This window comes from Paenibacillus hebaui (genome assembly GCF_051934385.1).
GTDB lineage: Bacteria > Bacillota > Bacilli > Paenibacillales > Paenibacillaceae > Paenibacillus.
The window spans coordinates 1,166,802-1,192,426 of sequence record NZ_CP196836.1 but is presented as its reverse complement, the minus strand read 5'-3'; the positions used below and the strand labels follow the sequence as shown (position 1 = coordinate 1,192,426).

Sequence of the window (25,625 nt, the reverse complement as noted above, 5' to 3'; positions counted from 1 at the left end):
TACTCTATAGGGTACAGTTTATATCACATACGAGCATTTCTTCGAGACATATGACTTGTGCTACCAATTGGGAGTGATCCGAATCATTTCGTTTTGGCTTCCCACGTTTGTATTCAACAGGATAAGGAAGGTATAACCCTTCCTCTCCTGCAAGTGGAACTCCAGATGGATCACGAATGAATTCAACCACATCACAGATGCCTGTGATCCCAAGTTCCCTCGATTGCACCGGAAGCGCACGAACCACCAGTTTATCGCCCCGTTTCTCACGAAGCGCTGGTTGATCTGCCTTTCGATGCAAATGATCTCCCTCAATGGTACGCACGTTGTCTTCCCACTGCTGTTCGATATGAATTAATGCCCACTGTCTCCTGCAAAAGTTAAAATGCTGAATCCCCGAAAGCAGCAGATAATCCTCTTCGTTATAGTCCTTCATATTCTTGGACTTCTAATCCATCAAGTTGTTCTAGAGTGTATGTGTACCGAGCATGTGTATTTTTTTCCTCTTCTGTTGCATCGGGATTTTCCTTAATTACCAAAGAACGATGCACCTTTGCAGAAGAATATTGACCAAGCTTTGATTTGTGTTCCCACCAGTACACCTTATGAATCTCCATGCTACCTTCTGGTCTGGCCGAAGATAGGTCATTTTCGAAAAGAGTTATAAGTGACTGTTTAATTCTTACAGCATCATCATTGGTGAAGCCAGTCTTTTCCGCCAATTGCGTATTGATACTTCCCTTGAAAACATATACGCCAAAGTCAACGCGATGCTTCATCCCCATTGTATCCGAGCCCCGTTCTTTGCCAGGTTCCGAGCTTACGCTTTTGGTTATTTGCATACTTGTGATGTCGATAGGTTCGATACTTCGAGCTGTATGTATTGAGACTGGACCACGTACACCAACAGAGACACCCCCACCGCTCCCTGCTCCCTTAAAGGCAAAAACTTGACCGAAACTGCGCACATCAATCCATTCCTCACAAGCAATTTTAGCAAACTCTTCACTAGATAGATTCTTTGTCTTCATTATTTTATTAAGATTCGTATTAGCGTCGGCTCGCTCCCGCAAACTGCCGTAAGCATCCACTTTACGGTCATTAGATTGAACGAAGATCGACTCTCCCATATCCTGAAGACGATTTCTGATTTTACGCTTCAGCGCGACATCCGATATTTCACCATAACCATCATAGTTTTGTCTTGGGCGATTTCCATTTAGCGGATCACCATTCGGGTTGGCATTGTGAACTGATAATACAACAGCAAAATCAATTTTATGATCCAAACTCATTCTACTCACTCCTTAGTTATTATTTTCTTTGTTCTCACTGGAATTATCTTTCTTTTTACTTTGATAGAGCGCATGTCTTTGACTATAAAATCCAAGCAAATATTTTCCTGACAACGGTATATTATTAAAATCTTCGTATTTAAATCTAAAACCAATTTCATCAATAATCTTCGTCCAATACGTAGCCTCTCTGCCCAATCTAGTCTGATAGGGTTGTATTGCCTGTTGAATCGTCGTCCATGTCCGCTCCGGATGTCTGGAAAATGCATTCATATAACGTATTGCATTGGTCGCCCGCTTCTCTTCCCCTAAAGCGCGCCGTTCAAGCACATCCGCCACCGCCAGCATACGCCCAAATAGATAACTCCGATCATCATTATGTTCATCGAGTGCCAATTCCATTTCCTCCTGTCTTTCGCTCAAATGTTTTTTGATTAACGCGCAAGCAATACTCAACGTTTTCTCCCACTCCCAAGCTTCCAGAGCGACAGGGTTGGAAGCCCTGTTGGTGACACTTGAGATGATGTCCTGCGGAATCTTTGCACCATCAATAATACACGGAAGCATACGTTCCATAAGACTCTTAATCACTTTATCTCCTGCACGAGGACCATGAGCAGCAAAGGCAATATCCCTTGGTGCAGGTGCCCCATAAAAGACAACGTAGTCATTTTGATCATTTTTCCGATATCGATGCAACCAAGCGCAAGCCATATGCCAATGAGTGAGCTTGTCCAGATAAAGGTCCTTATCCATATTGCGAAAGTATAGAACCGCCATTCTCCCCGTTGTGGCCGAATCCAGCACCATGATATTTACATCGGACTGGGACTGCGCAGCTTTCCCATCTGTTAGTTGATTTTTAACTCCGTGCAACGCCTTACCAAATTCGTTCGCCCACGCTTGATTGGTGTTTGATTTTAGCACTACAGTTGGCATCACTTCTGGATCAAGAGCGAAGGAGTCTTCCATTGGGTCAGGTATATAAAGTGAATCGTTGCCCCATGCAAGAAATACCCGATCATCAATCGGTTTACCTTGACGGTTAATCAACCATTTCAATGCATTATGAGATTTTTGAGATGCCTCGTAGCTGATACTTGCCGCATCCCTGCTATGAATAAAACGCCCACGAAAAGTAAAACCACTGGTATCATTTGACGAAATTAATTTGGCTTTGTCCGCGGAATTACGAATTTTATTGGCATGACGTTCTGTACCAGGGAGGATCTTCCCTGTTACGTAACAATAATCTTCATCGCCTAACTTTTTTCCATAATAATCAATAAAAGAACTATATACTTCCCGATCCTTCCAAACAGCAGTTAAGGGGCTAACAGGCGAATAAACGTTAAACCTTACAAAAGCACTGGTCTGATCTCCTGCTATTATTCCGAAAATAGGTGGTTTCACAGGATATCGCCCTTCATACTTGTTGTCCCACTTCTCAATCAAACGATTGTTCTCGTCCACGACCAAGGTGTTATTGTAATTAACCAAATCATGAATTAATGCTCTTTTGCTGAGATAACGATAAATACTAATTACTTTAGGATGTGCATGAGGAGATTCAGCCCAATTCCGTAGTTCATGTATGTAGGTTTCAAAAGCCTCTTCTCCTTTGATCTTACCGCCAAATGTCACAAAGTCCCCCGCCACATAGCTTAATTTGTCGTGTAACGGGTAGGGGGCAATCGCCGAACCCGCTCTACTGGCAGATTTCTCTGTACAGGGAATCAACGTGCTTGTATCGCCTTTGTCAATGACTCTGGCGGAATGAAATGTACCTTCCTCCGTAACAAGCACTTCAATATGTGCATTTTGGGTTGTATGTGAGACAGGTAGTAGAGTAAACTCTCTTTCATTTCTCATTTCTACTTCTCCTACCCTGCCTATGTTAGACTCATAGGTTTCATACAGGTTGAACAACCAACTCATCGTTCTACCTCCTCTCCCCAACTATTCAACAATTGTTCTGCTGATTCTACGTTGCTATTATCAAACCGTTTAGGCTGCATCTCCGAAATACTACGAACCTTTTCACATTCCTCTGGCTTCTTGAACTTTATAACTCCATTTTTCATTTCGGGCTCCCATAGTCGAACCTCCATCTGATCCCTGCCAGTCTCGTCCGGATAATTGATACCATGTACCATCGTGCCAAAATGAATGTCTCCGTAGTTTTTATAAAAACTATCATCTTCCCCAAAAACACAAGGTTCAACGTACCCCTGACATTCCCTTGTACCAAGGAAGATATCTCTACGTCCTCCAGCCCGAACGCATCTTTTAAATATATTATGGTGTTTGCTTTCATTACGATCAAAAGCCATATCTGGCCGGTTCAGGTTAAATTCAAAATAGGCCCTTACCTGATACTTAACATCTTTTAGATAAGTGTAATTAGCAAGCGTGTTGCCTCCTCCATAATCAATAGGCCGAATCCCCTTAGATTCCATTCTAATTGGATTCATAATACGGACGGCATCTATATACATCAAAATTGTCGGTTTCCAATATATACTTTCCGCAATGCCTTTAAGAGCCTGATAGGTAGGAATCTGATAGCTCAGTTTTTCCCCACCCAGTTTGGTCAATGGGTCAGTAAAAAGCGCATAATCCCCATATACGGAGAACTCAACTGAATTTCGAACCATACACACTCACCCCCTTTCCAATAATGGAATATATTTCTGGAATTCATCATAAACCCAAATCAAAAAAATGTAAATAAAATTCACTATACATTATATGAACGAAAATCATATATAAAAAAGCATGATATACTATCTTAAGTTTTTGTCGTCTAGTTTTACACGGGCGTGGATTGAAAAATATAGTGTATGGTGTGAGAACCTATCTGAAAATACTAGGTAGGTTTTTCTTATTTTAAAAATAGTAGCCTCCAGTCCAGCTATCGTTTTCCAGATCGACCCCATATTCTTCGTTGTAAGCTCCGTCTTTCAGAACCTTCATTTGCCCATCCAGGCATATATCCAGACCTTTGTTAACATCTAGTTCCCTAATTTCATAGGGGAAAAGATTAACGGTATACTGTTGCGCTGCGCGCATCAATCTGCTGAAATCTTCAATGCGTTCAGCACCATTTAGTTGGGCAATAATATTCTTGCCCTCCCCATAAGGTACAATTACGGAAATAGTTTTATTTTCAATAACATGAAAATGCTCAGCAGCGGTTCGATAACTATTAACGAGAAATAATGGTGGACTTTGCTTTATATTTTCAAAATAACTCTGGTAATAACGGTTTTTCTCATATCCTGCAAACAATAAGTCTGTCATCGTTACATTTAATGTAGCGACGTTAAAATTCAGCGACGTACTTACATCCAGATAGAAACGTTGAAAATAGAAACGCATTGCTTGAAGCGACAGAAGATGACCACCATGAGCATTGGAGTCTAGACGCATATCTATGAGCATCTGCTTCGTGATTTCCTTTCCCTTCCTGACCTCATGCAAATGTTTCAGATCTTCTTGTGCATGATCAATCACGTAAACCTGCTGAATCTCTTCCTCGCCGTTTCTGTTGCACCTTCCTGCCGCTTGCGCAATAGAATCCAGCCCGGACAAAGAACGGATGACACATTGAAAACTGATATCTACCCCTGCCTCTATTAGAGGTGTGCTTACACAAACCAATCTTTCTTTCCTATCAAGAAGATCCCTAATCTCGTCCAAAATCTCCTTAAGATGAGAAGCGCACATTGATGTACTTAAATGGTAAACAGGTATATCAAGTGTTGAGCTCAATCGCTGATACAAATCCTTGACCACCGATTTAGTGTTTAAAACAACCATCATGTTTCGTTTGTCAGCTAGTTTCACCTGTATAAAATCCGTCAAGGACTCATTCGAATAGGACTTCTGTGTGGCTTCATCCTTGATCTCAACCCTTTTGAATGAGGTAATGACCTGCTTCAAGTTTTGGATCATTTCCGCGTCAGGGCTAATATGCAGACGATGCTCGACAAAGTCCAAAGCGGGTTGAGTCGCCGTACATAAAACCATAGTGGACTGTCCATAGTCTTTCAGAAAATTCAGAGCTTCATTAAATAGGGAAACACAAGACACAGGAACTTTCTGCACTTCGTCAAAAATAATGACAGCTTCACAAAGATTGTGCATTCTTCGGATATTTCTACTACCTTTGGCATAGATCACGTTCAAAAACTGTACCATGGTTGTAAAAATAATCGGTGAGTCCCAATTATCCTTCGCAAGCTTCAACTTCTGACGGACATTCTTAGTTCCTTCTTCTGTTTCATCTGTCTCATCATCTTGGTCGTCCTCAATGACATTTGAATGGTGCTCCAAAATGTGCGCATCATCCTCTAATATTCTTCGTACCTCTGTTGCGTTTTGTTCTATAATTGTTGTGTATGGCAACACATAGATAATGCGTTTTTTTCCAGAATCAAGAGCGTGCTTTAAAGCGTACCGGAGACTCGCCAGCGTTTTTCCTCCGCCAGTAGGAATAGACAACGTGTAGATACCAGTCGATCTTCTCGCAAATTGGTCGCATTGTTCCGACATTTCCTGTCTTAGCTGATTAATATCTGATCTTGATTCTCTTCCCATGTTGGCCAAATGATTGATCTCTGCCATCAACCTATCATAATAGGTTTGAAAAAGTCTTTTAGTACAAGGCGTCTTTTCATCTTCATCTGTAATTCCTTCTTCAAAACGTCTGGTATCTGTGCGATCTGCATCAATCAATGCACTAAATACGAACTTCGTAAGAAACATGCATTTCTTTTCTCTAGTAAACGTAGAAGGAATATCTAAAAACTGCATCAGTTCACTAACTGCCTGATTCACATATTGTTGAAACTCATCTTCGCTCATTACAGATTCAAAAAATAGTTGTACACTTTTATCAAAATCGATAACATCTTGCTTATCTCTGACTCTGTATAGATACGGCGACTTCAAATCAGGGTCCATATAATCGTGCAGATAAGAATGATGAGAAATAATTGCGTTTCCTACAATTTCAGCCAACATCCCTTTTTCTCGTTCAATTTTCCCTGTGTGAAAAAAATGATACAGTAGCCTGCCACCTGCTGTAGAATGATCGATTTTTTTAGCCTTTCGAGAAATCTCAGGATGATGTACTGCTTCAATAATATATTCCAAAAAAGCTGTCGTAAATTTACCCATATCGTGCAACATACCAGCAAGACCAGTAATATGACGGATCTTCAGTTTGTTTCCGAAAGTTTCAGATAACTTTTGTACCCCAAGTAAATGCGCTTCGACCCACTGATTTTCAAGATCACTTTCTCGTATATGAGCTATATATTTCAACCATCTACCCCCAATCACCAATATAGTTCTTATGTCACACAAAAAATGTAACTACCCGCATAATTTCCTATCTTCAAACTTCTATAGATCTATTCGAAATACCTGCTAAAAATCCACATATTTCTTCCTTTTTTGATAATTAAAATAAAAAAATGCACTCCTTTTAAAGAGTGCAACTTCGATCTTGACGGCTACGTTTTTTATTCATACTTCGTGTACAACAGGAGTACAACATGAATGCAGTTTTAATCACATACTCCGTAAAGAGTGCGACTAATACCTGTTCAAAATACCACATGAGTCCCTTTAATTTCATTCCACGCACTCATGTAGAGTCCGACAGCAATAGATAACGTATAATCGTTTCAAAAAAGATGCTTTTAACGTCTGTCATTTAGTAAATAATAATAAATTCATCTTAATACAAATAATCCAGTTAATTCAAGAATGACGTTGCCAAAAGGGGACAATAATAGCTTAATCGACAATTTTCGAGGTGCGAATCTCCTAGAGATTTTATGTGAGCTTAACATTCGCACCATTAAATAACGCTTTTTACAGGTCTAATCTTTGTTACTTTAGTAATTTATTTTCATAGTTCAACATCAAAAGAACAAAAAAATATTCAATGTATTTGATCTCATTCTATAATGCTACTAGGACCATCGTATCATAATATAATATCAGTTTTTTTATTGAAAACGATCAAGCTTCAAGTTCATATCAACACGTTCTGGAGTCCACAATAAGACATCCGTGAGAAATGTCAAAGCATCCATTCCGCACAATCTATCCACGATTGACTCTATCAGTTTTTTTACATTTCCTTGGGGGTGCTCAGCGAGAATTATTCCTCCGGTATCTCCATTAATATATAAGTGATCTACGTGAGCAACTTTGTGTACATGCCGCAGCCATAGCGTACCTTCGTCAAGGAAAAAGATATAACTCTCATTCATAACATATCCTTGGTAAATATAAAAATCCTGAACGTCATCAAAAGAACCTATCACTACAGAAGCTAATTCAATACGATCTGACATACTCAGGAACACCTCTTTTCATTAGATCATTATCAAAATCTCATATTTCTGTAACTTACTAGATTAGTATAATTAGATGTTTGTTCCGCACAGCCTCACAATTTTCTAATATATCTACTTAAATCAAAAATCTTTTTTCATGCATAGTAATCCTTCATTCTGAGATATCGCCTCCATATTACAAAAATAAATAAAATGCTTTTTAACGAACTAAAAGTTCGATTTATTATACATATAGTACAACAAGTTAAATTTTTATTCAATAATAATTTATACAAAAAGTACGACATCTTGTATTTATAGTCCATATTCAATAAAATACACGTATATATACACTTTTTCTTGGAGGTTAATGATGGCATTAAAACCTAGCTATAAACCAATGGAGATAACCCTAATTAAAAAGGACAAGACTAAAACTTACCTGCGTACTCAACTAGGTATTTCACCTTCTACTCTAGCCAAAATGTCTAATGGAGAGTTTGTTGCGCTAAGTGTGATTGCTCGTATTTGCGAAGACCTACAATGTCGTATTGAAGAAGTTGTTGAATTTATAGAGGAGTAAATTTAAGTGGATATCTCCAATCTATACGATGCGAGAGACTATACTTTTTTAGTGAATTTGAAAAAGGGAGTTTTGTTTTTGCGGATTTATTTTATAGAGAGAAACTTGCCTACATTTCACTTTGATCTACGATATTTAAAATCACAACCGATGCTCCTTTCCAATAAGATAATTTGATGTTCATGCTACACAAGTTCCCATAATTACTTTTTGAATAACGGTAATTCATATTATCCCGATTTAGAACATATATCATCATTTTTTATAACTTTTGAATAAAAGAGCCTCTCTTAATTCTATTAAGGTTCAATTTTCCTCTGATATTAATCCCCACAATCGGGCGTTCAGTAATCGAAAAAGACAAGCTCACATCTATCACTTCGCACTCAATAGATGGTCCATCTATACTATGTACCAGAATTGTTGAACCCACTAATTTTTTCAAGGAATATAATTGGAACTCTAAACCTATAGCACTGCATATAAGCACGGTACCACGTTCAGGTATATCCATTGTGTCCTCCAATTTAAACGTATACAGTCCCCCCCCCCCTTGCATATTTTCCAATTTCCGCTCAATCTATGTACTATAAAGTCTGACCAGTTCAATCTACGTGCTGGCTCCGGCACCGTCCGCATTATCAATCCACATACTCCATACGAAGTGCAACGGCATATCATTAGATGTTTACTCAGATTTAGTTGAGAATAATCATTATTGGTCTTGCTTGGACAAAAAAGCCACCCCTCCAAGACTGGGACAGCTAATCAAGAAACATCATTTTTTTATCGTCAAACCTACAAGGTAAAATGCAACGCGGCTACGTCATTTATTCCCATTATAGAGGCTCTTATCCAACCTAGCCCAACATATAATTTTATTAAGTATGACTTACAGTACAATTTAATAATACGCTTACAGCCTGGGCATTTCTTCCAATCCGTCCATAATACATCGCCAGTTCGTAGCTGAATTTTAGATAATATGAGGCATCTATATCTGAAATGTTCTTCCAGTCAATGACCTGTATATTTTCTTCAAATATACTTTCTAATTTTTTTATAGGTAATCCGCTTAACCGATTGGCTTCAAGTAGCGTTAAGAGCCCAGAAATCAACTCGTCCTTACTTTGCAGTATAAATGATAAATATTCATCTAAAACCTCTGTTTTGCCTTCCAATAAATCCAATACCATCAAATTAACTTTAGAGATCTCTGCATAATATTTAACTTCATCTATCGATTCTTCATCTGTGATTCTTAACCATTTAAATTCGCCATAACTTTCAATACATTCCCTTGCCTTACCAAACTCCAATAACTTTTGATAAGCTATTCCCTGCATCAACAGAGCATAACCCATATAATAAACAAGCACACGATCTGTATGTATTTCTACGATGTGTGTATCTCCAAGTAACATATTTAAATTATAAATTCTAATGGACTCCTCATATAACGTTTCGCCTAGTCTAATTATTTCACTCCAGTTATTCAAGCTATAAGCCATTCTGAGTAGTGTCACAGTCGAGTCTAATCCGTATCCATCATAATACCTCGACATACCCTCTCTCCTTTTTTTTACAATTAATAACATTATATTGATTTTTCTACCATAGGTCAAACCATTGTTTAACAAAACAACTTAAAATAAGCTGCATTTAATACGACATTTCAGTTTTAGGAATTATTATCTAATTTTTTAATTCTCTGAAATGAAAAAGTCTTACCCACTTATTCATGCTTAGCATAATAAAGGTAAGACTTTTTTGGGATTCGATCTGCATTCCATACGAGTGCGACATTGATCTTCCGCACTACCTATACCCCTGAGTCGGATTTCAATCCACGCACTCCATACGAAGTGCGACTCCACTGATTTAATGGATTCGTTGATTTCATAGCCATTTCAATCCACGCACTCCATACGGAGTGCGACTATCAAACGCCCTCTACACGTCCCAGATTCGTCCAATTTCAATCCACGCACTCCATACGGAGTGCGACGTCGGGAGTCACGGCGGTTCCTGCTACCGACATATTTCAATCCACGCACTCCATACGGAGTGCGACGTTCTGACGGTCAGAGCTGTCACCATTGGGCAGATATTTCAATCCACGCACTCCATACGGAGTGCGACCTCGAATCGACACCATGCCTTTCGTTGCTTATTTTATTTCAATCCACGCACTCCATACGGAGTGCGACGTAACACTACGATTAGCGCGGGTGGGGAGGACGAAATTTCAATCCACGCACTCCATACGGAGTGCGACGAAGATCCTAGATCACAAACGTATGGTTATCGGTATTTCAATCCACGCACTCCATACGGAGTGCGACAGAAACTCTATTGCCGGATCTAACAGGGGTGATAATTTCAATCCACGCACTCCATACGGAGTGCGACACCAGATTGTGTGGGCAGCTTCAGATTGTGACCTCATTTCAATCCACGCACTCCATACGGAGTGCGACTTGAATCCGTGGAACTTTGCCCCAAATGCTTTTCAATTTCAATCCACGCACTCCATACGGAGTGCGACTTATTTGGGCATTTATCTATGTATATACATAGATCATTTCAATCCACGCACTCCATACGGAGTGCGACCAAGAAGACGAAAAAGCAGACATAGCACCCATAGCGATTTCAATCCACGCACTCCATACGGAGTGCGACAGCGAAAAAACACGTATCTTAACAATTTTATCTACCACAAATACGTTTTTTCACTATTATTCTATGACTTTCTATATCATAATTCAATCTATTCCTGTCTACGTTATGCCAAAAGGCAATAAAATACCCCTTTTCGACAACATCTGAGGTGCGAATCCACCAGGGTTTTCATGTGAGCATCACATTCGCACCTGCCTGAGTCACATACCCGGATTCCTCTAATAACCTTCTTCATCCCCCATCCACACCATGACGAAGATCACATCCACTTTCCCTGTTTAAGTGCTACAGTTATAAACGACCAATTGACTGGATGTGTAATTCGGTCAATCCCAGATACACCTTTTACTCATTCAGACAACAAGGAGGTGCATATACCATGAGAACCATTGATCGAAGGCAACAGGTCATTGACTCGGCGGAGAAATCGTTCGCGCTGTTTGGCTATAAAGCAACAACCATGGAGCAGGTTGCCCGACTTGCCAATGTAGGCAAGGGAACAATTTATACTTTTTTCGAAAACAAGGAAGAACTGTTCGACGAGATTCTCCACTCGATCATTACCGATATGAAACAAATTACGGAACAAACGGTGAAGGAAGAGAATTCGTTTCTGGACAACGTACACCTTAGCATGGACTCTCTGCTGGAGTATAGGGAGGAGCATGAGCTGTTAATCAAACTGTTCCAGGAAGTGAACGAGTTCGGCACACCACAGGCCAAAGAAGGTCTACAGAAAGTAGAGACAGCAATTCTCGAATATCTGGAGCGTCAGGTTCAGCGAGCAATGGAATTGCAGCAGATTCGAGAGGATGATCCTAAGCTGGTGTCTTTTGTCCTGCTGAAACTCTATGTCACGTTAACCTCGGATTGGAACAAAGCGCATCCTACGCTACACAAGGATCAGATTAAGGCTTTCGCAGGCCTCTTTCTCAAGAGTGGATTATCCCCAACATAGAGGAAGATGTGCGGCTGAATCCTTTTAAAATTAGAGATAGATAGATAACGGAGTAGCGTGATAATGGGGAGAGAACATGATGAAATCATTAACTGTATTTGGGCAAGATTTGAAGTCCGCCTTTAAGAAACCCAAAGTATTTATTCCGATTCTCGTTGTGCTGTTCATTCCGGTGCTGTATAGCGGTCTGTTCCTCAATGCATTCTGGGACCCGTACGGCAAAATGAATGAATTACCTGTGGCCGTGGTCAACACAGATCAGGGAGCAACCTACAACGACAAATCGCTAGAAGTCGGTCAGAATCTGGTCGATGAATTGAAAAAAAATAACGATTTCGACTGGCAATTCGTGACACGGGAACAAGCAGAGCAAGGCATGGAAGACGACACGTATTACATGACCATCGTGATCCCAGAGGATTTTTCAGCAAAAGCCACAACCCTGATGGATGATCACCCGCAACCAGCTGAGCTGATCTATGAGCCCAATGAAGGATACAACTTCCTCGCGGGTCAGATTGGTGGGACTGCGGTCAAACAGATCAAATCCAAGGTCTCCGCCAAAGTAACTGAATCCTATACGGAAACGTTACTGGATCAGGTGGAGAAGATCTCCAGCGGTTTATCGGATGCCGGAGCTGGTGCTGGCAAGATCAACGAGGGCGCAACCAAGCTGGATGACGGTGCTTCTACATTGAAAAAGAACCTGTCCAAACTGGCAGATGGAACCGACAAACTGGAAACAGGTGTGGCACCGTTAAAAGAGGGCACAGCTACCTTGGCACAAGGAATCGGTACGCTTCATGCAGGAGCCAGCTCCCTGTCGGATGGATTGTCCCAATTGGTGGCAGCAGGCACGAAGCTGGGTAACGGTGCATTGCAGGCTGAAGCGGGTGGCAAACAGTTACAGGCAGGCATTCAATCCGCTCAAGAAGGCGCGGCTAAGTTGGATGCTGGACTGGCGGCTTCCAAACAAGGAAGCGCGAAGCTGGTAGCCGGATTGCAAACCTCAGTGGAAGGTAGCAGCAAAGTAAGTGAAGGTGCAAAGGCCGTTGCGCAAGGTCTTGCTCAATTAGCCGAAGCGAGTCCTGAGCTTGCCGAGAGCCCTGCTGTCCAGCAATTGCTCGCAGCAAGTCAGGCCGTTGCTGCTGGCAGCGAGCAGGTCTATCAAGGCGGACAGCAATTAGTGGAAGGCAGCAAAAACCTACAGGCTGCACAACAGCAACTGCATCAAGGCAGCAGTCAGCTAGTGCAGGGTGAACAGCAGCTTTTACAAGGAGCAACACAATTGTCGACCGGACATGAGCAGCTTGCAACGGGCCTGCAACAATTCAACTCCAAGTTGGCCGAAGCAGCAGCTGGAGGAGCCAAACTTGCAGAAGGTTCGAGTCAGCTAAATACTGGCGTAGGTCAACTGGCTTCTGGCATGAACCAGCTTGCAGATGGGATCACAACCATTGCCGATGGTTCCCGCAAGCTGGATGATGGTGCAGGAACCTTACAAGAAGGCACTGCCAAGTTAACCGACGGCTCTGGTGAACTTGCCACCAAGCTTAATGAAGCGGCCGATGAAACGGGCAGTGTGAAAAAGACGGATGAACTTGTGAAGATGTATGCAGAGCCTGTTCAGGTCGATGAGCATAAATATAATGAGGTACCTAACTATGGTACAGGATTCTCGCCATACTTCCTGTCACTCGGGCTGTTTGTCGGCGCATTGATTGCAACGCTAGTTGTACCCACACGCGGCAGTACGGTTACCGATGCGAGTAGCTGGAATCGTTTTGTGAGCAGAACACTGGCTTTTACGATTATGAGTGCTGTTCAGTCCCTGCTCGCTTCCTGGCTCGTGTTGTCTGTCTTGGGTCTGAAGGTTCAAAGCATTCCGTTATTCCTCTTGTTCAGCTTTGTTACCAGTTTGAGCTTTATGTACATCATTCAGGCTTTGGTTACTTGGCTAGAGAATCCCGGACGCTTCCTGGCGATTCTCATGTTAATCTTCCAACTGACAACCAGTGCCGGGACATTCCCGTTGGAACTTATTCCGAATTGGTTGAAAGTGTTTAATCCATGGCTGCCCATGACCTATTCGGTAACCGGGTATAAAGCCGTTATATCAAGTGGTCAGTTCGGTGTAACCTGGGATCAGATCGGAATTCTGTGCATCTTTGCAGTGATTGGCTTGGGAGGAACCTTAACGTATTTCCTGATGCACCGCACCACAGAGAACGAAAACGTAAGCAGTGAAGTCGCACTTCACCTATAAAATAGTAAAATAAAAAGCAAAGGCGTGTACCTAAGCTCCACACTCTTCTGGACAACAGGAGGTGTTGGCAGGTATGCCTTTGCTTTTTTAGTTTAAGATACATCTAAGTTTGCTAACTTTATATTCCTAGTATGTAGAGTACATATCAGAGCTTGAGACAGCGAAAGTAAACAATAGCACTAACGCAATAAGTAATACATATATCGCTGTACCGATGATTCCACAAACTAGACCAGCAATCGCTAACCCTTTCCCTTGCTCCATGCGAATTCTGATCTCTTTGAAGGCTAAAGATGCAAATATAATCGCGACGATTCCGATTAAAATTCCCACGTAAGGAATGGTGACGGACAGAATCCCCAAAACTAGTGATACAATCGACTTGCTATTGGTCTTTGGTACTACATAAGGCGGTGGTGGCAATGTGTCGTTATAATAACGATCCACATCATTTTCGCGATGTTCCAAGGTAAATCCTCCCTGTTTATTAAGTATTATCATTATAATCGATTATGAGGGGAATTATGTTCCATTTTATGTTAATCTCAGATTTAAGCTCGTTTATTTCATGACGTCCATAAAGAAATCCGTAAGATGCTCCTTTAAGATGAGCTGTAACATGACGAATCATTGTTAGCATAATATTCTATTTTAAGGATAAGGAGGGGTATAATGTATAAATTTGCGACCTTACTTTTAACAGCAAGCTGTATAATGGCAGGATGCACAGAAACAGATACGTCTGTCGAGACTTTGAAGCCGATCGTGCGCGATATGGAAGATATTCAGACTATCCAAGAACTGCATGAGGAGAACGCCCAACTTCAGGAACAGATCACACAGCTTCAGGAGAATGCGCATAGTGAGGAGATGCGGAATAATCTGCGGGAAACCCTCAACCTGACATTCAGGCTGATGGCTGCCATGGAGTCTGGGGATCTTGCTTATATTGAGTCCGTATCCACTTCCAGCGTACAGATACCCAAATCCGGCGACACGCTCACGATTACACATGGAGAATCCCCTTCCTATGAAGTTGCTTTTCTTAAAGGAATCCATTGGGATGAATTCGAGTTCAGGGGTTATAACCAAAAAGATTCAGAACATTTCATGCTGTTCATCGCCCAACTGATCAACACCGAGGGTTCCGAGGGGAATATTGCGTATGAGTTCTCTTTTGTACGTTCAGCGGATGGCGTGTGGCTGTTTGACGGGTATGTGTCCTGATTCAAATGACCACACCTTCTCAAAGATGAATAGTCAGTGGATTGGGATTTACATCCATTCTGTAATCCGATTCCATTTTTTCCTCCTAACTCACAACTCGTTAATCCCCTGGACAAGCATCCCAACTGAATACTTTGTCCTCTTACGATGCAAAAAAGTCTCCCTCATTATTTCAATCCACACATTCCAAACGGAGTGCGACGCCGAGATACGTTCCGCAATGTCCGGTTGCTACCGATTTCTATCCACGCACTCCATACGGAGTGCGACGACATACTGGACGTACTGATATACATTTGATGTTATTTCAATCCACGCACTCCATACGGAGTGCGACGCACTGGCGCATATCACGATGGTGAACACGGATAAATTTCAATCCACGCACTCCATACGGAGTGCGACATGCTGCGTATTTAGCGTTAAAGATCACGTCAACTATTTCAATCCACGCACTCCATACGGAGTGCGACTAACGCATTGGGCGACAGTTAACCTACCTGGGGAGATTTCAATCCACGCACTCCATACGGAGTGCGACTCCCGTATCTTCACTACACCCGTAAGCCGTTGTCAATTTCAATCCACGCACTCCATACGGAGTGCGACGATTCAAGACTAAAACATTTGGGAGCGATATAGATATTTCAATCCACGCACTCCATACGGAGTGCGACAAGTCGGAGATTATGCGCGGGTTACTGACGGTCCGATTTCAATCCACGCACTCCATACGGAGTGCGACGGGAGGCATGGTTGGCGCAGCAAGAGCAGTTATTGGTATTTCAATCCACGCACTCCATACGGAGTGCGACGGTTAAAAGATTCTATAAATCCGGTTCCCGCTGGATTTCAATCCACGCACTCCATACGGAGTGCGACGCTGGCTCAAGGCGCTAGTAGCCGCGTTAGATGACGATTTCAATCCACGCACTCCATACGGAGTGCGACCTGCAAGCCCCGATCGATATCGGCATCGGATACGATTTCAATCCACGCACTCCATACGGAGTGCGACAATGATTTCGGATACCCCTTTAACCGGGTATTTCGTATTTCAATCCACGCACTCCATACGGAGTGCGACTCAATACAAAAATCTGGCTCAACAGTTTGATGGATTATTTCAATCCACGCACTCCATACGGAGTGCGACAAATCATTCAACTAAACTTTTTCTCGGATGTGGATATTTCAATCCACGCACTCCATACGGAGTGCGACTACGATCCGCGAACTAACTGGCATTGACTACGTTGTATTTCAATCCACGCACTCCATACGGAGTGCGACTAGTCTCCCTGACATTCGTATCCCTCCCAAATAAATTTCAATCCACGCACTCCATACGGAGTGCGACGATATCCATCAACAGTTAAAGGCCCCCATGTCGTATTTCAATCCACGCACTCCATACGGAGTGCGACCAGGATGGCATCCATCTTCGTATTTTTGATTACGTAATTTCAATCCACGCACTCCATACGGAGTGCGACTCCATCTCAAGCAATCGTTTCAGCTTTGTGAAATTTCAATCCACGCACTCCATACGGAGTGCGACCCGGCAGTGACGAAATTTTATTGGATATGTTCATCATTTCAATCCACGCACTCCATACGGAGTGCGACTGGGATAAACTAATCGGTCGGGCTATCAAGCTGCTATTTCAATCCACGCACTCCATACGGAGTGCGACACACGCCAGCGAGAGGGAATTGGGTCAAAATTGATATTTCAATCCACGCACTCCATACGGAGTGCGACCCAACCGTGTAGAGAAGTTATGATCGTTGCAGATGAATTTCAATCCACGCACTCCATACGGAGTGCGACGAATTGCTGGTAAATTGGTTAAAGGTGTGAGATCGATTTCAATCCACGCACTCCATACGGAGTGCGACGGTAGACTAAGTGTTTTGTCTTAGTCCAAGAAGTTATTTCAATCCACGCACTCCATACGGAGTGCGACACTTCTACAGTTCCGGCTTCCCTCCCGATCTCTGCTATTTCAATCCACGCACTCCATACGGAGTGCGACTGATGTTGATTTTTTAACAACTTCGTTATTAGTAAATTTCAATCCACGCACTCCATACGGAGTGCGACCAATTTTTATGGCTAGGCTAATTAGTTTTGTAAAATTTCAATCCACGCACTCCATACGGAGTGCGACAACAATTTCGGATGAGTTTATTATATATCGCTACACATTTCAATCCACGCACTCCATACGGAGTGCGACCGGATTACACACCAGAGGAATTACTAGAAATCGCAATTTCAATCCACGCACTCCATACGGAGTGCGACGTGAAGAAAATGCTTCGTTCCTTGTCTGCGCAGCTATTTCAATCCACGCACTCCATACGGAGTGCGACTTTAACAGTTCTATTTTCCACCGCACTCATAATTGATTTCAATCCACGCACTCCATACGGAGTGCGACAGCGAAAAAACACGTAACAGCAGCATATGGAAATATACTTATTACGTGTTTTCGTTTATCAAGCTAATTATTGTATTCATTTTAATATACAACATCCAGAATATTCAAGTATTTATTGCCAAAAGGGAACAAAAATGACCCTTTCGACAAATTCTGAGGTGCGAATCCCCCAGGGATTTCATGTGAGCTTGGCATTCGCACCTGCCTACATCTACGTTCAACCTTCTACTTCCACACGCTGCAAAAATGTCCGGGTACGCGCAAGTTTCGGATTGCCGAAGATCTGTTCTGGTGGACCCGCCTCTGCAATTTCGCCGTTATCCATGAAGAATACACGATCCGCAACGTCACGGGCGAAGCTCATCTCATGCGTGACGATCATCATCGTCATGTTTTCCTGTGCCAGCTGCTTGATTACGCGCAATACTTCACCGGTCAGCTCCGGATCGAGTGCCGACGTCGGCTCATCGAACAGGAGAATGTCCGGCTGCATCATCAGTGCCCGAGCGATGGCAACACGCTGTTTCTGTCCACCGGACAGATTGGCCGGATAGACATCGGCCTTGTCCGACAGCCCTACTTTGCCGAGTAATTCCAGACTACGGTACCGAATGACACTTGAGCTTTCTTTTTTCAAAGTCTTCGGTGCGAGTTCCAGATTAGCTTGTACGGTCAGATGCGGGAACAGGTTGAAATGCTGGAACACCATACCCATGCGATCCGTAATCTTGCGAATATCCGCGGCACCAGCATAACGACCATTGTCCGCCAGCGTCTGATTCTGAATGCGAATCGTTCCGCCCGAAATATCCTCCAGATGAATCAGGCTGCGCAGCATTGTACTTTTCCCCGAACCCGAAGGCCCGATTACAGCAATTACCTCGCCTGGTTCCACGTTAAAGGATACCTGTTTCAGTACATCAAGTGTACCGAATGATTTTCTCAATTGATTCACTTCTATAATATGTGTCATATGCAGACAGTCCTTTGATTAATCAGATTTAATTTATTCAAATGAAAACCGCTTCTCAAGTAGCTTGAACAGCAACGTGAGCACGAGTGTCATGAGCAGATACATAACCGCTGCCACGAAGAAAGGGATCAACTGCAAGTCCCGATTCACGGCCGCTTGGGCGTAGTACAACAGCTCAGGTACAGCCACGGCATAAAGAAGTGCCGTATCCTTGATGAGCGTAATGGACTCATTGGCCGTTGCGGGTAATACCACACGAACCATCTGAGGAATGATGACTTTGGTCATCGTCTGCCACTTCGTGAGTCCAAGTACCTTCGCCGCCTCATGTTGTCCCTTATCAATGGAAAGCAGCCCGCCCCTGAAGATTTCAGCGAAGTACGCCGCATAGTTCAGGATAAACGCAATCCCCGCCGCAACAAAGCGATCAAACACCAGGTATTCCCCAATCACCGGAAGCAACGGGAGACCGAAGCAGAAGAATAGAATTTGGAGCAGCAGCGGTGTCCCTCGCATTACATATACATACGTATGAGCAATCCACGCCAGCGGTTTAATCTGGCTTCTCATCGCCAGCGTGACCGCAAATCCAAGCGGCACGGATAACACGATCGCGAGCAAGAACATGAAAATGGTGGTCTGCGCACCCTCTAGCATTGGTTTTAAAATGGTCGATAGATAATCCCAACTCATTATTTTGTCTCCTCTAATCTGTTAACCCCGCATTCCTCTGGGGCATGAATCGCTCCAGCATGGAATACGGGGTCCGTTTTGTTTCAAACTATATATCAGGTGTGTAACCTGTCTATTTCAGAACCTTATCTTCACCCAACCATTGGGTGGAGATTTTAGCCGCCGTTCCGTCTGCATTCAGCTCATCAAGCGCTTTTTGCAGCTGATTCAAAAGCTCTTCATTTCCTTTTTTGATACCAATGCCATATTGTTCCGGTGCCAGAGATTCATCCAGCAGTTTGAATGTTCCCTCTTCCTTGGACATGTAATATCTCGCGACCACTTCATCAATAATAACCGCGTCCAGACGTTTCGTCTTCAGATCCGTCAGTGCAAGCACGTTATCCTTGAATTCGGAAGCCTTCACTTTATCCTTCAGAGGACTTGCTGCCAGTGCATCTGCCGCTGAGGACAGTGCCTGCAATCCCACATTTTTGCCGTCGAGTTCATCCAACTTCGTGATTGGCGAGTCTGCCAAGGTAATGGCTACCTGACTGTTTTCCAGATACGGCTTCGTGAAGAGCACTTTCTCTTTGCGCTCATCCGTAATGGTGTACCCGTTCCAGATCATGTCGATCCGGCCACTGTTCAGCTCTGATTCTTTGGAAGACCAGTCGATCGGCTGGAATGTGATTTCTTTACCCATTTTCTCCGCTGCAGCTCTTGCGTAATCAATATCAAAACCTACAATTTCATTCTGCTCGTCCCGGAAGCCCATTGGAGCAAACTTGTCATCAATTCCTACAACAATCGTGTTATCGTCTTTGCTTGCGGAACTGGAACAACCAGCCACAATCAATACACATATACTGATGAATAATAGTAGAATCGCTTTTTTTCTCATCTCTCGAACCCCTCCATGTCTATAACCAAAACCCAAACGCTTTAGTTCGTTACCACGTTATCAGAGATTTATAATAACATAGCATGGGAGAAGAGTCGAGTCTCTTGCCTATTTCCTTCTATTTCATGCAGCTTAATTGTCAACAATCTGTGAAAAAGCCTCTTTCACTTGTGCCGGTTCTACCAGCTTCTCGCGTACAGTCGAATTCCATAGCTCCGGGTTCTGAAGTTCTTTTAATTCCGTACCTGTCCATTGTTGGGCAGATTCACGACGTAAGGTATGGCTGGTATTCTCAAACTGGTAGACGATCTGCTCAAGATTATCGATCATAACAAAGTTCGCAACCGCATTATATACGAGTATCCGCTCAAGTTCCTCTGCATCCATCTCACGCGTATCCAAGCTATAATTCACTTGGACCATGAACGTCTCCGGGTACAGCTGGTAACCATTCAATCTTTCACGTAAAGGTAAAGCCTGATTCAGATGACTAAGGTTTGAATTATTACCCATGTAGGGACTCCGATATTTGGCTAAAGCGGCAAAATCATGCGTCAGCGGATTCTGCTGCTCTTCCTCGTACCGAGCCTGTTTCGCCTCGATCCTCGGATTAACGAAACCCTCAACAATCACTAAGCCAATGATGCCCAACACAACAAGTGTTATAATCCATATGTTTCTAATTCTCATAACGCATCACTCACTTCATACTTACTAACGATCCGATACGCCCGATGCACTACCAAAGGAATAAAAACGCTTAGTAATGGGATGGCAAAGGCGATGACGATCACAGCAAACTGGTAGGGTCCATCCACCTGAATGGGTCGATTAAACCAGATGTTGCTTCCGAATCGCAACGCTGCCTGCGTTCCCCATAGTACGATTATTAATGCCGCCCACAACCACCATATTCTGCGATTCCACTGCACTAAGGCAGGGATTCGAATAACCGTGGTTTTCACGGAAGTTGCTGGATCGTTCGTCTTGTTGATCAACAGATACAATACATACGTGCCACCAACAATGAGACTCACGATCATAAGCAGATTGTTTATGGCGGAGCCTTGCATCAGCACTCTCATTGGAATGGTAATGATCCAGGCTATGAGGCTATAAATCAGAGCAGACTGCAACAACGCTGTCCAGTAAGGAACACGTTGTACCCTTCGATGGTCACTCATCACTTCATCCATACCAGCGATATGCTGAATGGCGGTCTGGAACGCCTTCTCTTCACTCATCCCTTGCGAGATATAATCGTCAATCCGCGCAGCGAGATTGCTGTGAATCTCTTCTTTTAATTCTCGGTTATCTAATGTATCTTGTGCGTGAGCGAACAAACGATTCACATGACGGGTGATGCGAGCTTCCAATCTCATAGGTCTTCATCTCCTTTTTCTCCAGTGACAATCATGCAATCAATCAGTGCCTTGGCTGCCTGCCAAGCTTGAACCTGCTCTCTATAGGCTTCGAGACCCTGCGCTGTAATTCGGTAATATTTGCGTCGTCCTCCCTGCGTCTCTTCCCCCCAGTAGGGCTCCACATAAGCACTCTTCTCCAGCCTCTTCAAACTGGAATAAAGCGTAGGTTCCTTCAATTCAAACTGCTCTCCGCTCTTACGATAGATCTCCTTAATAATGCTGTAGCCATAGTTATCTGCGGGCATAAGTACACTCAGAATGATGGGGTCAATATTACCCCGAATCAGATCACTGTTAATCACTTGCACATCCATCTGCGAGTTTCACCGACTTTCTTCCGTCCTGCGTATACTATAAGACATATTACTATGTCTGTAAAGGTAATATGTATCACATGGTAAATATGCATCGCATTGAGCAACATTAGCAACAATCTCTCTTGTATTTCGTCTGGAAAACATTAGGGAAGTGGATAAAATAAAATTCTTCAATACGATAAGAACATTGACCACATTGGTATGTCTTTCAACTATGCTGATATTATCCGGCTGTAATCCTACTCCAAGTAATGGTGCAAACAAAACTGCCTCACCCTCAACATCTAATGCAAAGGAAACCAACATGGAATTAAAACAAAATCAGGGACTGCCTACACCAGTGATACAGACTGAAAGTGGCGCTCCTATTCCTGCTATACAGGGCAACTATTGCTGGGAAAGTATGTGTGCCGACTATGCAGGTGATATGGAACTGCTGGAAGGTCAATTACCTGTCTCCGTGTTGGTAGGCGAGAATATATCTATTCATCTGGGGTCAAATGTACCGCCTGACGAGTTCACTCTTGTCGAATATGTGAATGGGGAGGCACGTCCCATCTCATTGCGAGAAGGTTCATTTCAGTTAGCTCAGGAAAAAGGTACTCATTATTATGGAGCCTTTGCCCGCTGGACTTCCCCTCAAAATTCGCAGGTTTCCTTGGGTGACACCTCTTTTGCCTTTGTGATCCGTGGTGTCGAAAATAAATAAAAACAAACAGGGCCCCTCCATTTTGGAGAGGCCGTTACGCATTTTTATCTATTGCTGCACTTTTTCGCGATCTTTTCCTTTATCGGACTCTCCCGCATTTTTGTTGGCAGCATCGCGATCCTGCTGCATCTCTTCAACGGTTTTCACCTTGAGACGTGCAGCACCTTCATATTCCTTCGTCGGAATAAGATTGCCAGCAGCAAGTCTCGCTTCTGCGGCAGCAATTGCATCTCCGTACTGTGGCAACCACTGTGCCTGGGCAACCAGCATCTCGTCTACCATTTGCCAGATCTCTTTCGGATTACATACGGCACCCACGAGCGGGTCCATCATGAACGCCTGACGAAGTAACTTGTCGTCTCCGTTCACCGCTGCTTCAACCGCGAGGCGTTGCACGGAAATACTCACATTACATACGGCAGCCGGGCCAAGTGGCATATCGCCTACATGCGGCATGGAAATACCATTGCGATCCACATATCCCGGTGCTTCAATAATCGCATCATTCGGCAGGTTGGAGATTACCCCATGATTAACGGTATTGAAATGCCCACGATAGACACGTCCTGTCTCCAGCCCTTCAATAATGTACGAACCGTGCTCCTCGCCCCGTTTTTCCGGAATAAATTGCATCGGTTCATCCTTCATCCAGTTTGGAAAATCAGTCTCAAACCAGTTGCGCCCCTCGGTACACACCCGCAAATACCCACCCGTCTCTCCGTTGATCCAGTTGCCCAGGTCGATCCATTCGTTGATCTCTTCCGGACGTTTGCGGTACCACGGCACATATTCACTCAGGTGACCATTCGATTCCGTACTGTAGTATCCGAAGCGGCGCAGCATATCGATCCGCACTTTCTCGGTACAGCTGTACTCCGGATGTTTCTCGAAGGCTTCGAGCAGATCACCTGTAAGGTCTTTACCTTCATGAGACGCCTGAATATACCAGGTCTGATGGTTGATGCCTGCACAGATAATATCCACTTCACTCTTTTTCAATCCAAAAGCTTCCGCAATCTGATGATGACCATGCTGTACGCCATGACACAGTCCGATCGTCCGCACACCACCGTACTTGTTGCAGGCCCATGTCAGCATCGCCATCGGATTGGAGTAGTTCAGGAGCAGCACGTCCGGTGCACTCTGTTCCCGAATATCTTTACAGATGTCCAGCATCTCGGCGATTCCGCGTTGTCCATACATAATGCCGCCTGCACACAGCGTATCGCCGACACATTGATCTACCCCATATTTCAGTGGAATATCCACATCGGTTGCAAATGCTTCCAGTCCCCCGACACGAATCGTACACAGTACGTACTTCGCATCTTTCAACGCTTCTTTACGATCCGTCGTCGGCTGAATCTGAATATTCAATCCATTCTCACGGATATCCCGCTGACATAGCTCAGTCACCATGTCCAGATTGTGCTGGTTAATATCGCAGAATGCAATTTCGATGTTGTTAAACTCAGATACCGTGAGCAAATCCCGTAGCAACCCCCGTGTAAATCCGATACTTCCTGCCCCGATAAATGCTACTTTAAACGACATACCTATGTCCTCCCCTAATCCGAATCTTTCGCTTCGGTTAATGACTCTCTTCATGAAATCATTGTACCAACGGCAAAAGGGGAAGCGTTATCAAAATCATGACCTCTTCGAGAGGGAGTTGTCAAAAATCCTAACTTTTTTCACACCTAATCCAATAACCCAGTATTCGATTATATTAAAAAGCATTCGACTCATTCATCCGGCGGGTACTGACTGACATGTCGTTCCATCAAGGAGCGAAATTCAACCGGCGTACGGCCTGTATATTTTTTGAACAACATATGAAAATACTGACGACTGCCTACTCCAACATAGTCAGAGATTTCCGAAATCGGGATATTTGTCTGCTGAAGCAGCATCTTGGCCTTCTCTATTCGAAGCATCGTCAGGTAGTCGGTAGGTGTCCGCTGCGTGTGCTGACGAAAAATGCGATGTAAATAGCCCGGATGCAGATTGACGGCTGCCGCGATATCCTTCATCTGAATGTTGCGATCCATATTGTGATGCATGAATTCAATGGTTCGTTTTACATACAGCTCCGTCTGATCTGGCGCACTCCGGCTAATTTCTCCGCGCAGACGTGCAACACGAACCAGCAACTGGACGAACAGTGTACGCACCAGCATTCCCTGTTCCGGGGACGACAGATTCCGGGCTTCGCGATGATGTGACCTTTCCTCTGGTGGAATGATCCTCATCGGCATAGTCGATCGTCCTTGCTCCAGCAGACCACGCTGATCGAGTTCCAGCACCAGACTTTTCATAATGTGATACACCTCTTCCGGGTCAGGCAGTACCAGATATGGCGAAGCATTAGCCAATAAAGTATGGACTTCTTCCTCTTCCAGCGCGAGCTGACGGATGGATAGCTGTCCGGGGTGCGAGCCTGAGAATCCAAACTCCACATTGAGCATCCGGCAAGGGACACCGTCTTCCACTAGCAAACGGTGCGGGACATCTGCGTCGAGCTAATGAACTGTCCTTTTTTCAAAATGGCTTGCTCCGAACTCCCATCCGGCATCTGCACATCTACCCGGCACATTCCCGAAATAATGTACATGATCTCCGTCGAATCATGATTGTGATAGGACATACGGTAGTTGTCCCATTGCTTGTAATAGTACGCGTAGAAACGCGGCCCGCAGTCCTCTGTTCGTAATGCCTCCTGATACAGGCTTCCTGTCCATGGCTTCGAGATGCTCATGTCCATACCTCCATTCCTACAACGATCGATCCTCACTTTTCTCCATTGTAG

General features: G+C 43.7%; 20 protein-coding genes, 2 pseudogenes and 2 CRISPR repeat arrays. Of the genes and pseudogenes, 5 read left to right on the top strand and 17 right to left on the bottom strand.

The annotated features are described in order from the left end of the window. Positions 1 to 16 precede the first annotated feature (16 nt). From cas4 to ACR32F_RS05280, 6 genes and pseudogenes are all read right to left on the bottom strand, one after another. A pseudogene (gene cas4, locus ACR32F_RS05305) lies at positions 17 to 436 on the bottom strand (CRISPR-associated protein Cas4); the annotation flags it as partial. Continuing rightward, complete coding sequence (gene cas7c / locus ACR32F_RS05300; protein ID WP_440116839.1) at positions 423 to 1,295, bottom strand: type I-C CRISPR-associated protein Cas7/Csd2; 873 nt, start codon at positions 1,293 to 1,295, stop codon at positions 423 to 425. The gene cas7c and the pseudogene cas4, both read right to left, overlap by 14 nt. 12 nt (positions 1,296 to 1,307) lie before the next feature. After that, on the bottom strand, positions 1,308 to 3,233 hold the full coding sequence (gene cas8c, locus ACR32F_RS05295) for a type I-C CRISPR-associated protein Cas8c/Csd1 (protein WP_440116837.1): 1,926 nt from the start codon (positions 3,231 to 3,233) through the stop codon (positions 1,308 to 1,310). Continuing rightward, complete coding sequence (gene cas5c / locus ACR32F_RS05290) at positions 3,230 to 3,952, bottom strand: type I-C CRISPR-associated protein Cas5c (RefSeq protein WP_440116835.1); 723 nt, start codon at positions 3,950 to 3,952, stop codon at positions 3,230 to 3,232. The genes cas8c and cas5c overlap by 4 nt, the downstream gene beginning before the upstream one ends. Positions 3,953 to 4,184: 232 nt before the next feature. Beyond that, positions 4,185 to 6,626 carry a CRISPR-associated helicase Cas3' gene (gene cas3, locus ACR32F_RS05285; RefSeq protein WP_440116833.1) on the bottom strand — a complete coding sequence of 814 codons (2,442 nt, stop codon included), beginning with the start codon at positions 6,624 to 6,626 and terminating at the stop codon, positions 4,185 to 4,187. Positions 6,627 to 7,318: 692 nt separating this feature from the next. Further along, positions 7,319 to 7,669 (bottom strand): hypothetical protein, encoded by a 351-nt coding sequence (locus tag ACR32F_RS05280; RefSeq protein ID WP_440116831.1) that lies wholly within the window; start codon positions 7,667 to 7,669, stop codon positions 7,319 to 7,321. 355 nt (positions 7,670 to 8,024) lie between these two features. Here ACR32F_RS05280 and ACR32F_RS05275 point away from each other — a divergent pair, with 355 nt between their 5' ends. Then, positions 8,025 to 8,234, top strand: coding sequence for a helix-turn-helix domain-containing protein (locus ACR32F_RS05275; RefSeq protein ID WP_285078029.1), 210 nt, complete (start codon positions 8,025 to 8,027; stop codon positions 8,232 to 8,234). A 262-nt stretch (positions 8,235 to 8,496) separates the two neighbouring features. On the opposite strand, the gene ACR32F_RS05270 is transcribed toward ACR32F_RS05275, so the two are convergent. Together ACR32F_RS05270 and ACR32F_RS05265 are read right to left on the bottom strand one after the other, a co-directional pair. After that, positions 8,497 to 8,748 (bottom strand): hypothetical protein, encoded by a 252-nt coding sequence (locus tag ACR32F_RS05270; RefSeq protein WP_440116829.1) that lies wholly within the window; start codon positions 8,746 to 8,748, stop codon positions 8,497 to 8,499. A 367-nt stretch (positions 8,749 to 9,115) separates the two neighbouring features. Beyond that, positions 9,116 to 9,799 carry a hypothetical protein gene (locus ACR32F_RS05265; RefSeq protein WP_440116827.1) on the bottom strand — a complete coding sequence of 228 codons (684 nt, stop codon included), beginning with the start codon at positions 9,797 to 9,799 and terminating at the stop codon, positions 9,116 to 9,118. A 274-nt stretch (positions 9,800 to 10,073) separates the two neighbouring features. Further along, a CRISPR array of direct repeats spans positions 10,074 to 10,919; the repeat unit is 33 nt; unit sequence ATTTCAATCCACGCACTCCATACGGAGTGCGAC. A gap of 379 nt (positions 10,920 to 11,298) precedes the next feature. Here ACR32F_RS05265 and ACR32F_RS05260 point away from each other — a divergent pair. Together ACR32F_RS05260 and ACR32F_RS05255 are read left to right on the top strand one after the other, a co-directional pair. Further along, positions 11,299 to 11,877 carry a TetR/AcrR family transcriptional regulator gene (locus tag ACR32F_RS05260; protein WP_440116825.1) on the top strand — a complete coding sequence of 193 codons (579 nt, stop codon included), beginning with the start codon at positions 11,299 to 11,301 and terminating at the stop codon, positions 11,875 to 11,877. A 79-nt stretch (positions 11,878 to 11,956) separates the two neighbouring features. Beyond that, positions 11,957 to 14,143 (top strand): YhgE/Pip family protein, encoded by a 2,187-nt coding sequence (locus ACR32F_RS05255; RefSeq protein ID WP_440119693.1) that lies wholly within the window; start codon positions 11,957 to 11,959, stop codon positions 14,141 to 14,143. Positions 14,144 to 14,269: 126 nt separating this feature from the next. On the opposite strand, the gene ACR32F_RS05250 is transcribed toward ACR32F_RS05255, so the two are convergent. Further along, positions 14,270 to 14,611, bottom strand: coding sequence for a DUF4190 domain-containing protein (locus ACR32F_RS05250; RefSeq protein WP_440116823.1), 342 nt, complete (start codon positions 14,609 to 14,611; stop codon positions 14,270 to 14,272). A 204-nt stretch (positions 14,612 to 14,815) separates the two neighbouring features. Between ACR32F_RS05250 and ACR32F_RS05245 the strand changes: the two genes are divergently transcribed. Then, complete coding sequence (locus ACR32F_RS05245; RefSeq protein WP_440116821.1) at positions 14,816 to 15,370, top strand: hypothetical protein; 555 nt, start codon at positions 14,816 to 14,818, stop codon at positions 15,368 to 15,370. A 169-nt stretch (positions 15,371 to 15,539) separates the two neighbouring features. Continuing rightward, positions 15,540 to 17,817: a CRISPR direct-repeat array (repeat unit 33 nt; unit sequence ATTTCAATCCACGCACTCCATACGGAGTGCGAC). Positions 17,818 to 18,034: 217 nt separating this feature from the next. Here the strand turns inward: ACR32F_RS05245 and ACR32F_RS05240 are convergent. The 6 genes from ACR32F_RS05240 to ACR32F_RS05215 form a co-directional block, all read right to left on the bottom strand. After that, positions 18,035 to 18,790 (bottom strand): amino acid ABC transporter ATP-binding protein, encoded by a 756-nt coding sequence (locus ACR32F_RS05240; RefSeq protein ID WP_440116819.1) that lies wholly within the window; start codon positions 18,788 to 18,790, stop codon positions 18,035 to 18,037. Between the two features lie 33 nt (positions 18,791 to 18,823). Further along, complete coding sequence (locus ACR32F_RS05235) at positions 18,824 to 19,483, bottom strand: amino acid ABC transporter permease (RefSeq protein ID WP_440116817.1); 660 nt, start codon at positions 19,481 to 19,483, stop codon at positions 18,824 to 18,826. Between the two features lie 112 nt (positions 19,484 to 19,595). Then, positions 19,596 to 20,366 carry an amino acid ABC transporter substrate-binding protein gene (locus ACR32F_RS05230; protein ID WP_036672520.1) on the bottom strand — a complete coding sequence of 257 codons (771 nt, stop codon included), beginning with the start codon at positions 20,364 to 20,366 and terminating at the stop codon, positions 19,596 to 19,598. 132 nt (positions 20,367 to 20,498) lie between these two features. After that, entirely contained in the window at positions 20,499 to 21,056 is a 558-nt protein-coding gene (locus ACR32F_RS05225; protein ID WP_440116814.1) for a DUF4825 domain-containing protein, read from the bottom strand. Further along, positions 21,053 to 21,748, bottom strand: a complete 696-nt coding sequence (locus ACR32F_RS05220) for a permease prefix domain 1-containing protein (RefSeq protein ID WP_440116812.1) — start codon at positions 21,746 to 21,748, stop codon at positions 21,053 to 21,055. The genes ACR32F_RS05225 and ACR32F_RS05220 overlap by 4 nt, the downstream gene beginning before the upstream one ends. Then, on the bottom strand, positions 21,745 to 22,104 hold the full coding sequence (locus tag ACR32F_RS05215) for a PadR family transcriptional regulator (protein ID WP_440116810.1): 360 nt from the start codon (positions 22,102 to 22,104) through the stop codon (positions 21,745 to 21,747). Before ACR32F_RS05215 ends, ACR32F_RS05220 begins: the two co-directional genes overlap by 4 nt. A 307-nt stretch (positions 22,105 to 22,411) precedes the next feature. Here ACR32F_RS05215 and ACR32F_RS05210 point away from each other — a divergent pair, with 307 nt between their 5' ends. Then, positions 22,412 to 22,816, top strand: coding sequence for a hypothetical protein (locus ACR32F_RS05210; protein ID WP_440116808.1), 405 nt, complete (start codon positions 22,412 to 22,414; stop codon positions 22,814 to 22,816). Between the two features lie 48 nt (positions 22,817 to 22,864). On the opposite strand, the gene ACR32F_RS05205 is transcribed toward ACR32F_RS05210, so the two are convergent. Both ACR32F_RS05205 and ACR32F_RS05200 read right to left on the bottom strand, forming a co-directional pair. Next, complete coding sequence (locus tag ACR32F_RS05205) at positions 22,865 to 24,370, bottom strand: alpha-glucosidase/alpha-galactosidase (RefSeq protein WP_440116806.1); 1,506 nt, start codon at positions 24,368 to 24,370, stop codon at positions 22,865 to 22,867. 191 nt (positions 24,371 to 24,561) lie between these two features. Next, positions 24,562 to 25,574, bottom strand: a pseudogene (locus ACR32F_RS05200) (AraC family transcriptional regulator). Between the last annotated feature and the right edge of the window lie 51 nt (positions 25,575 to 25,625).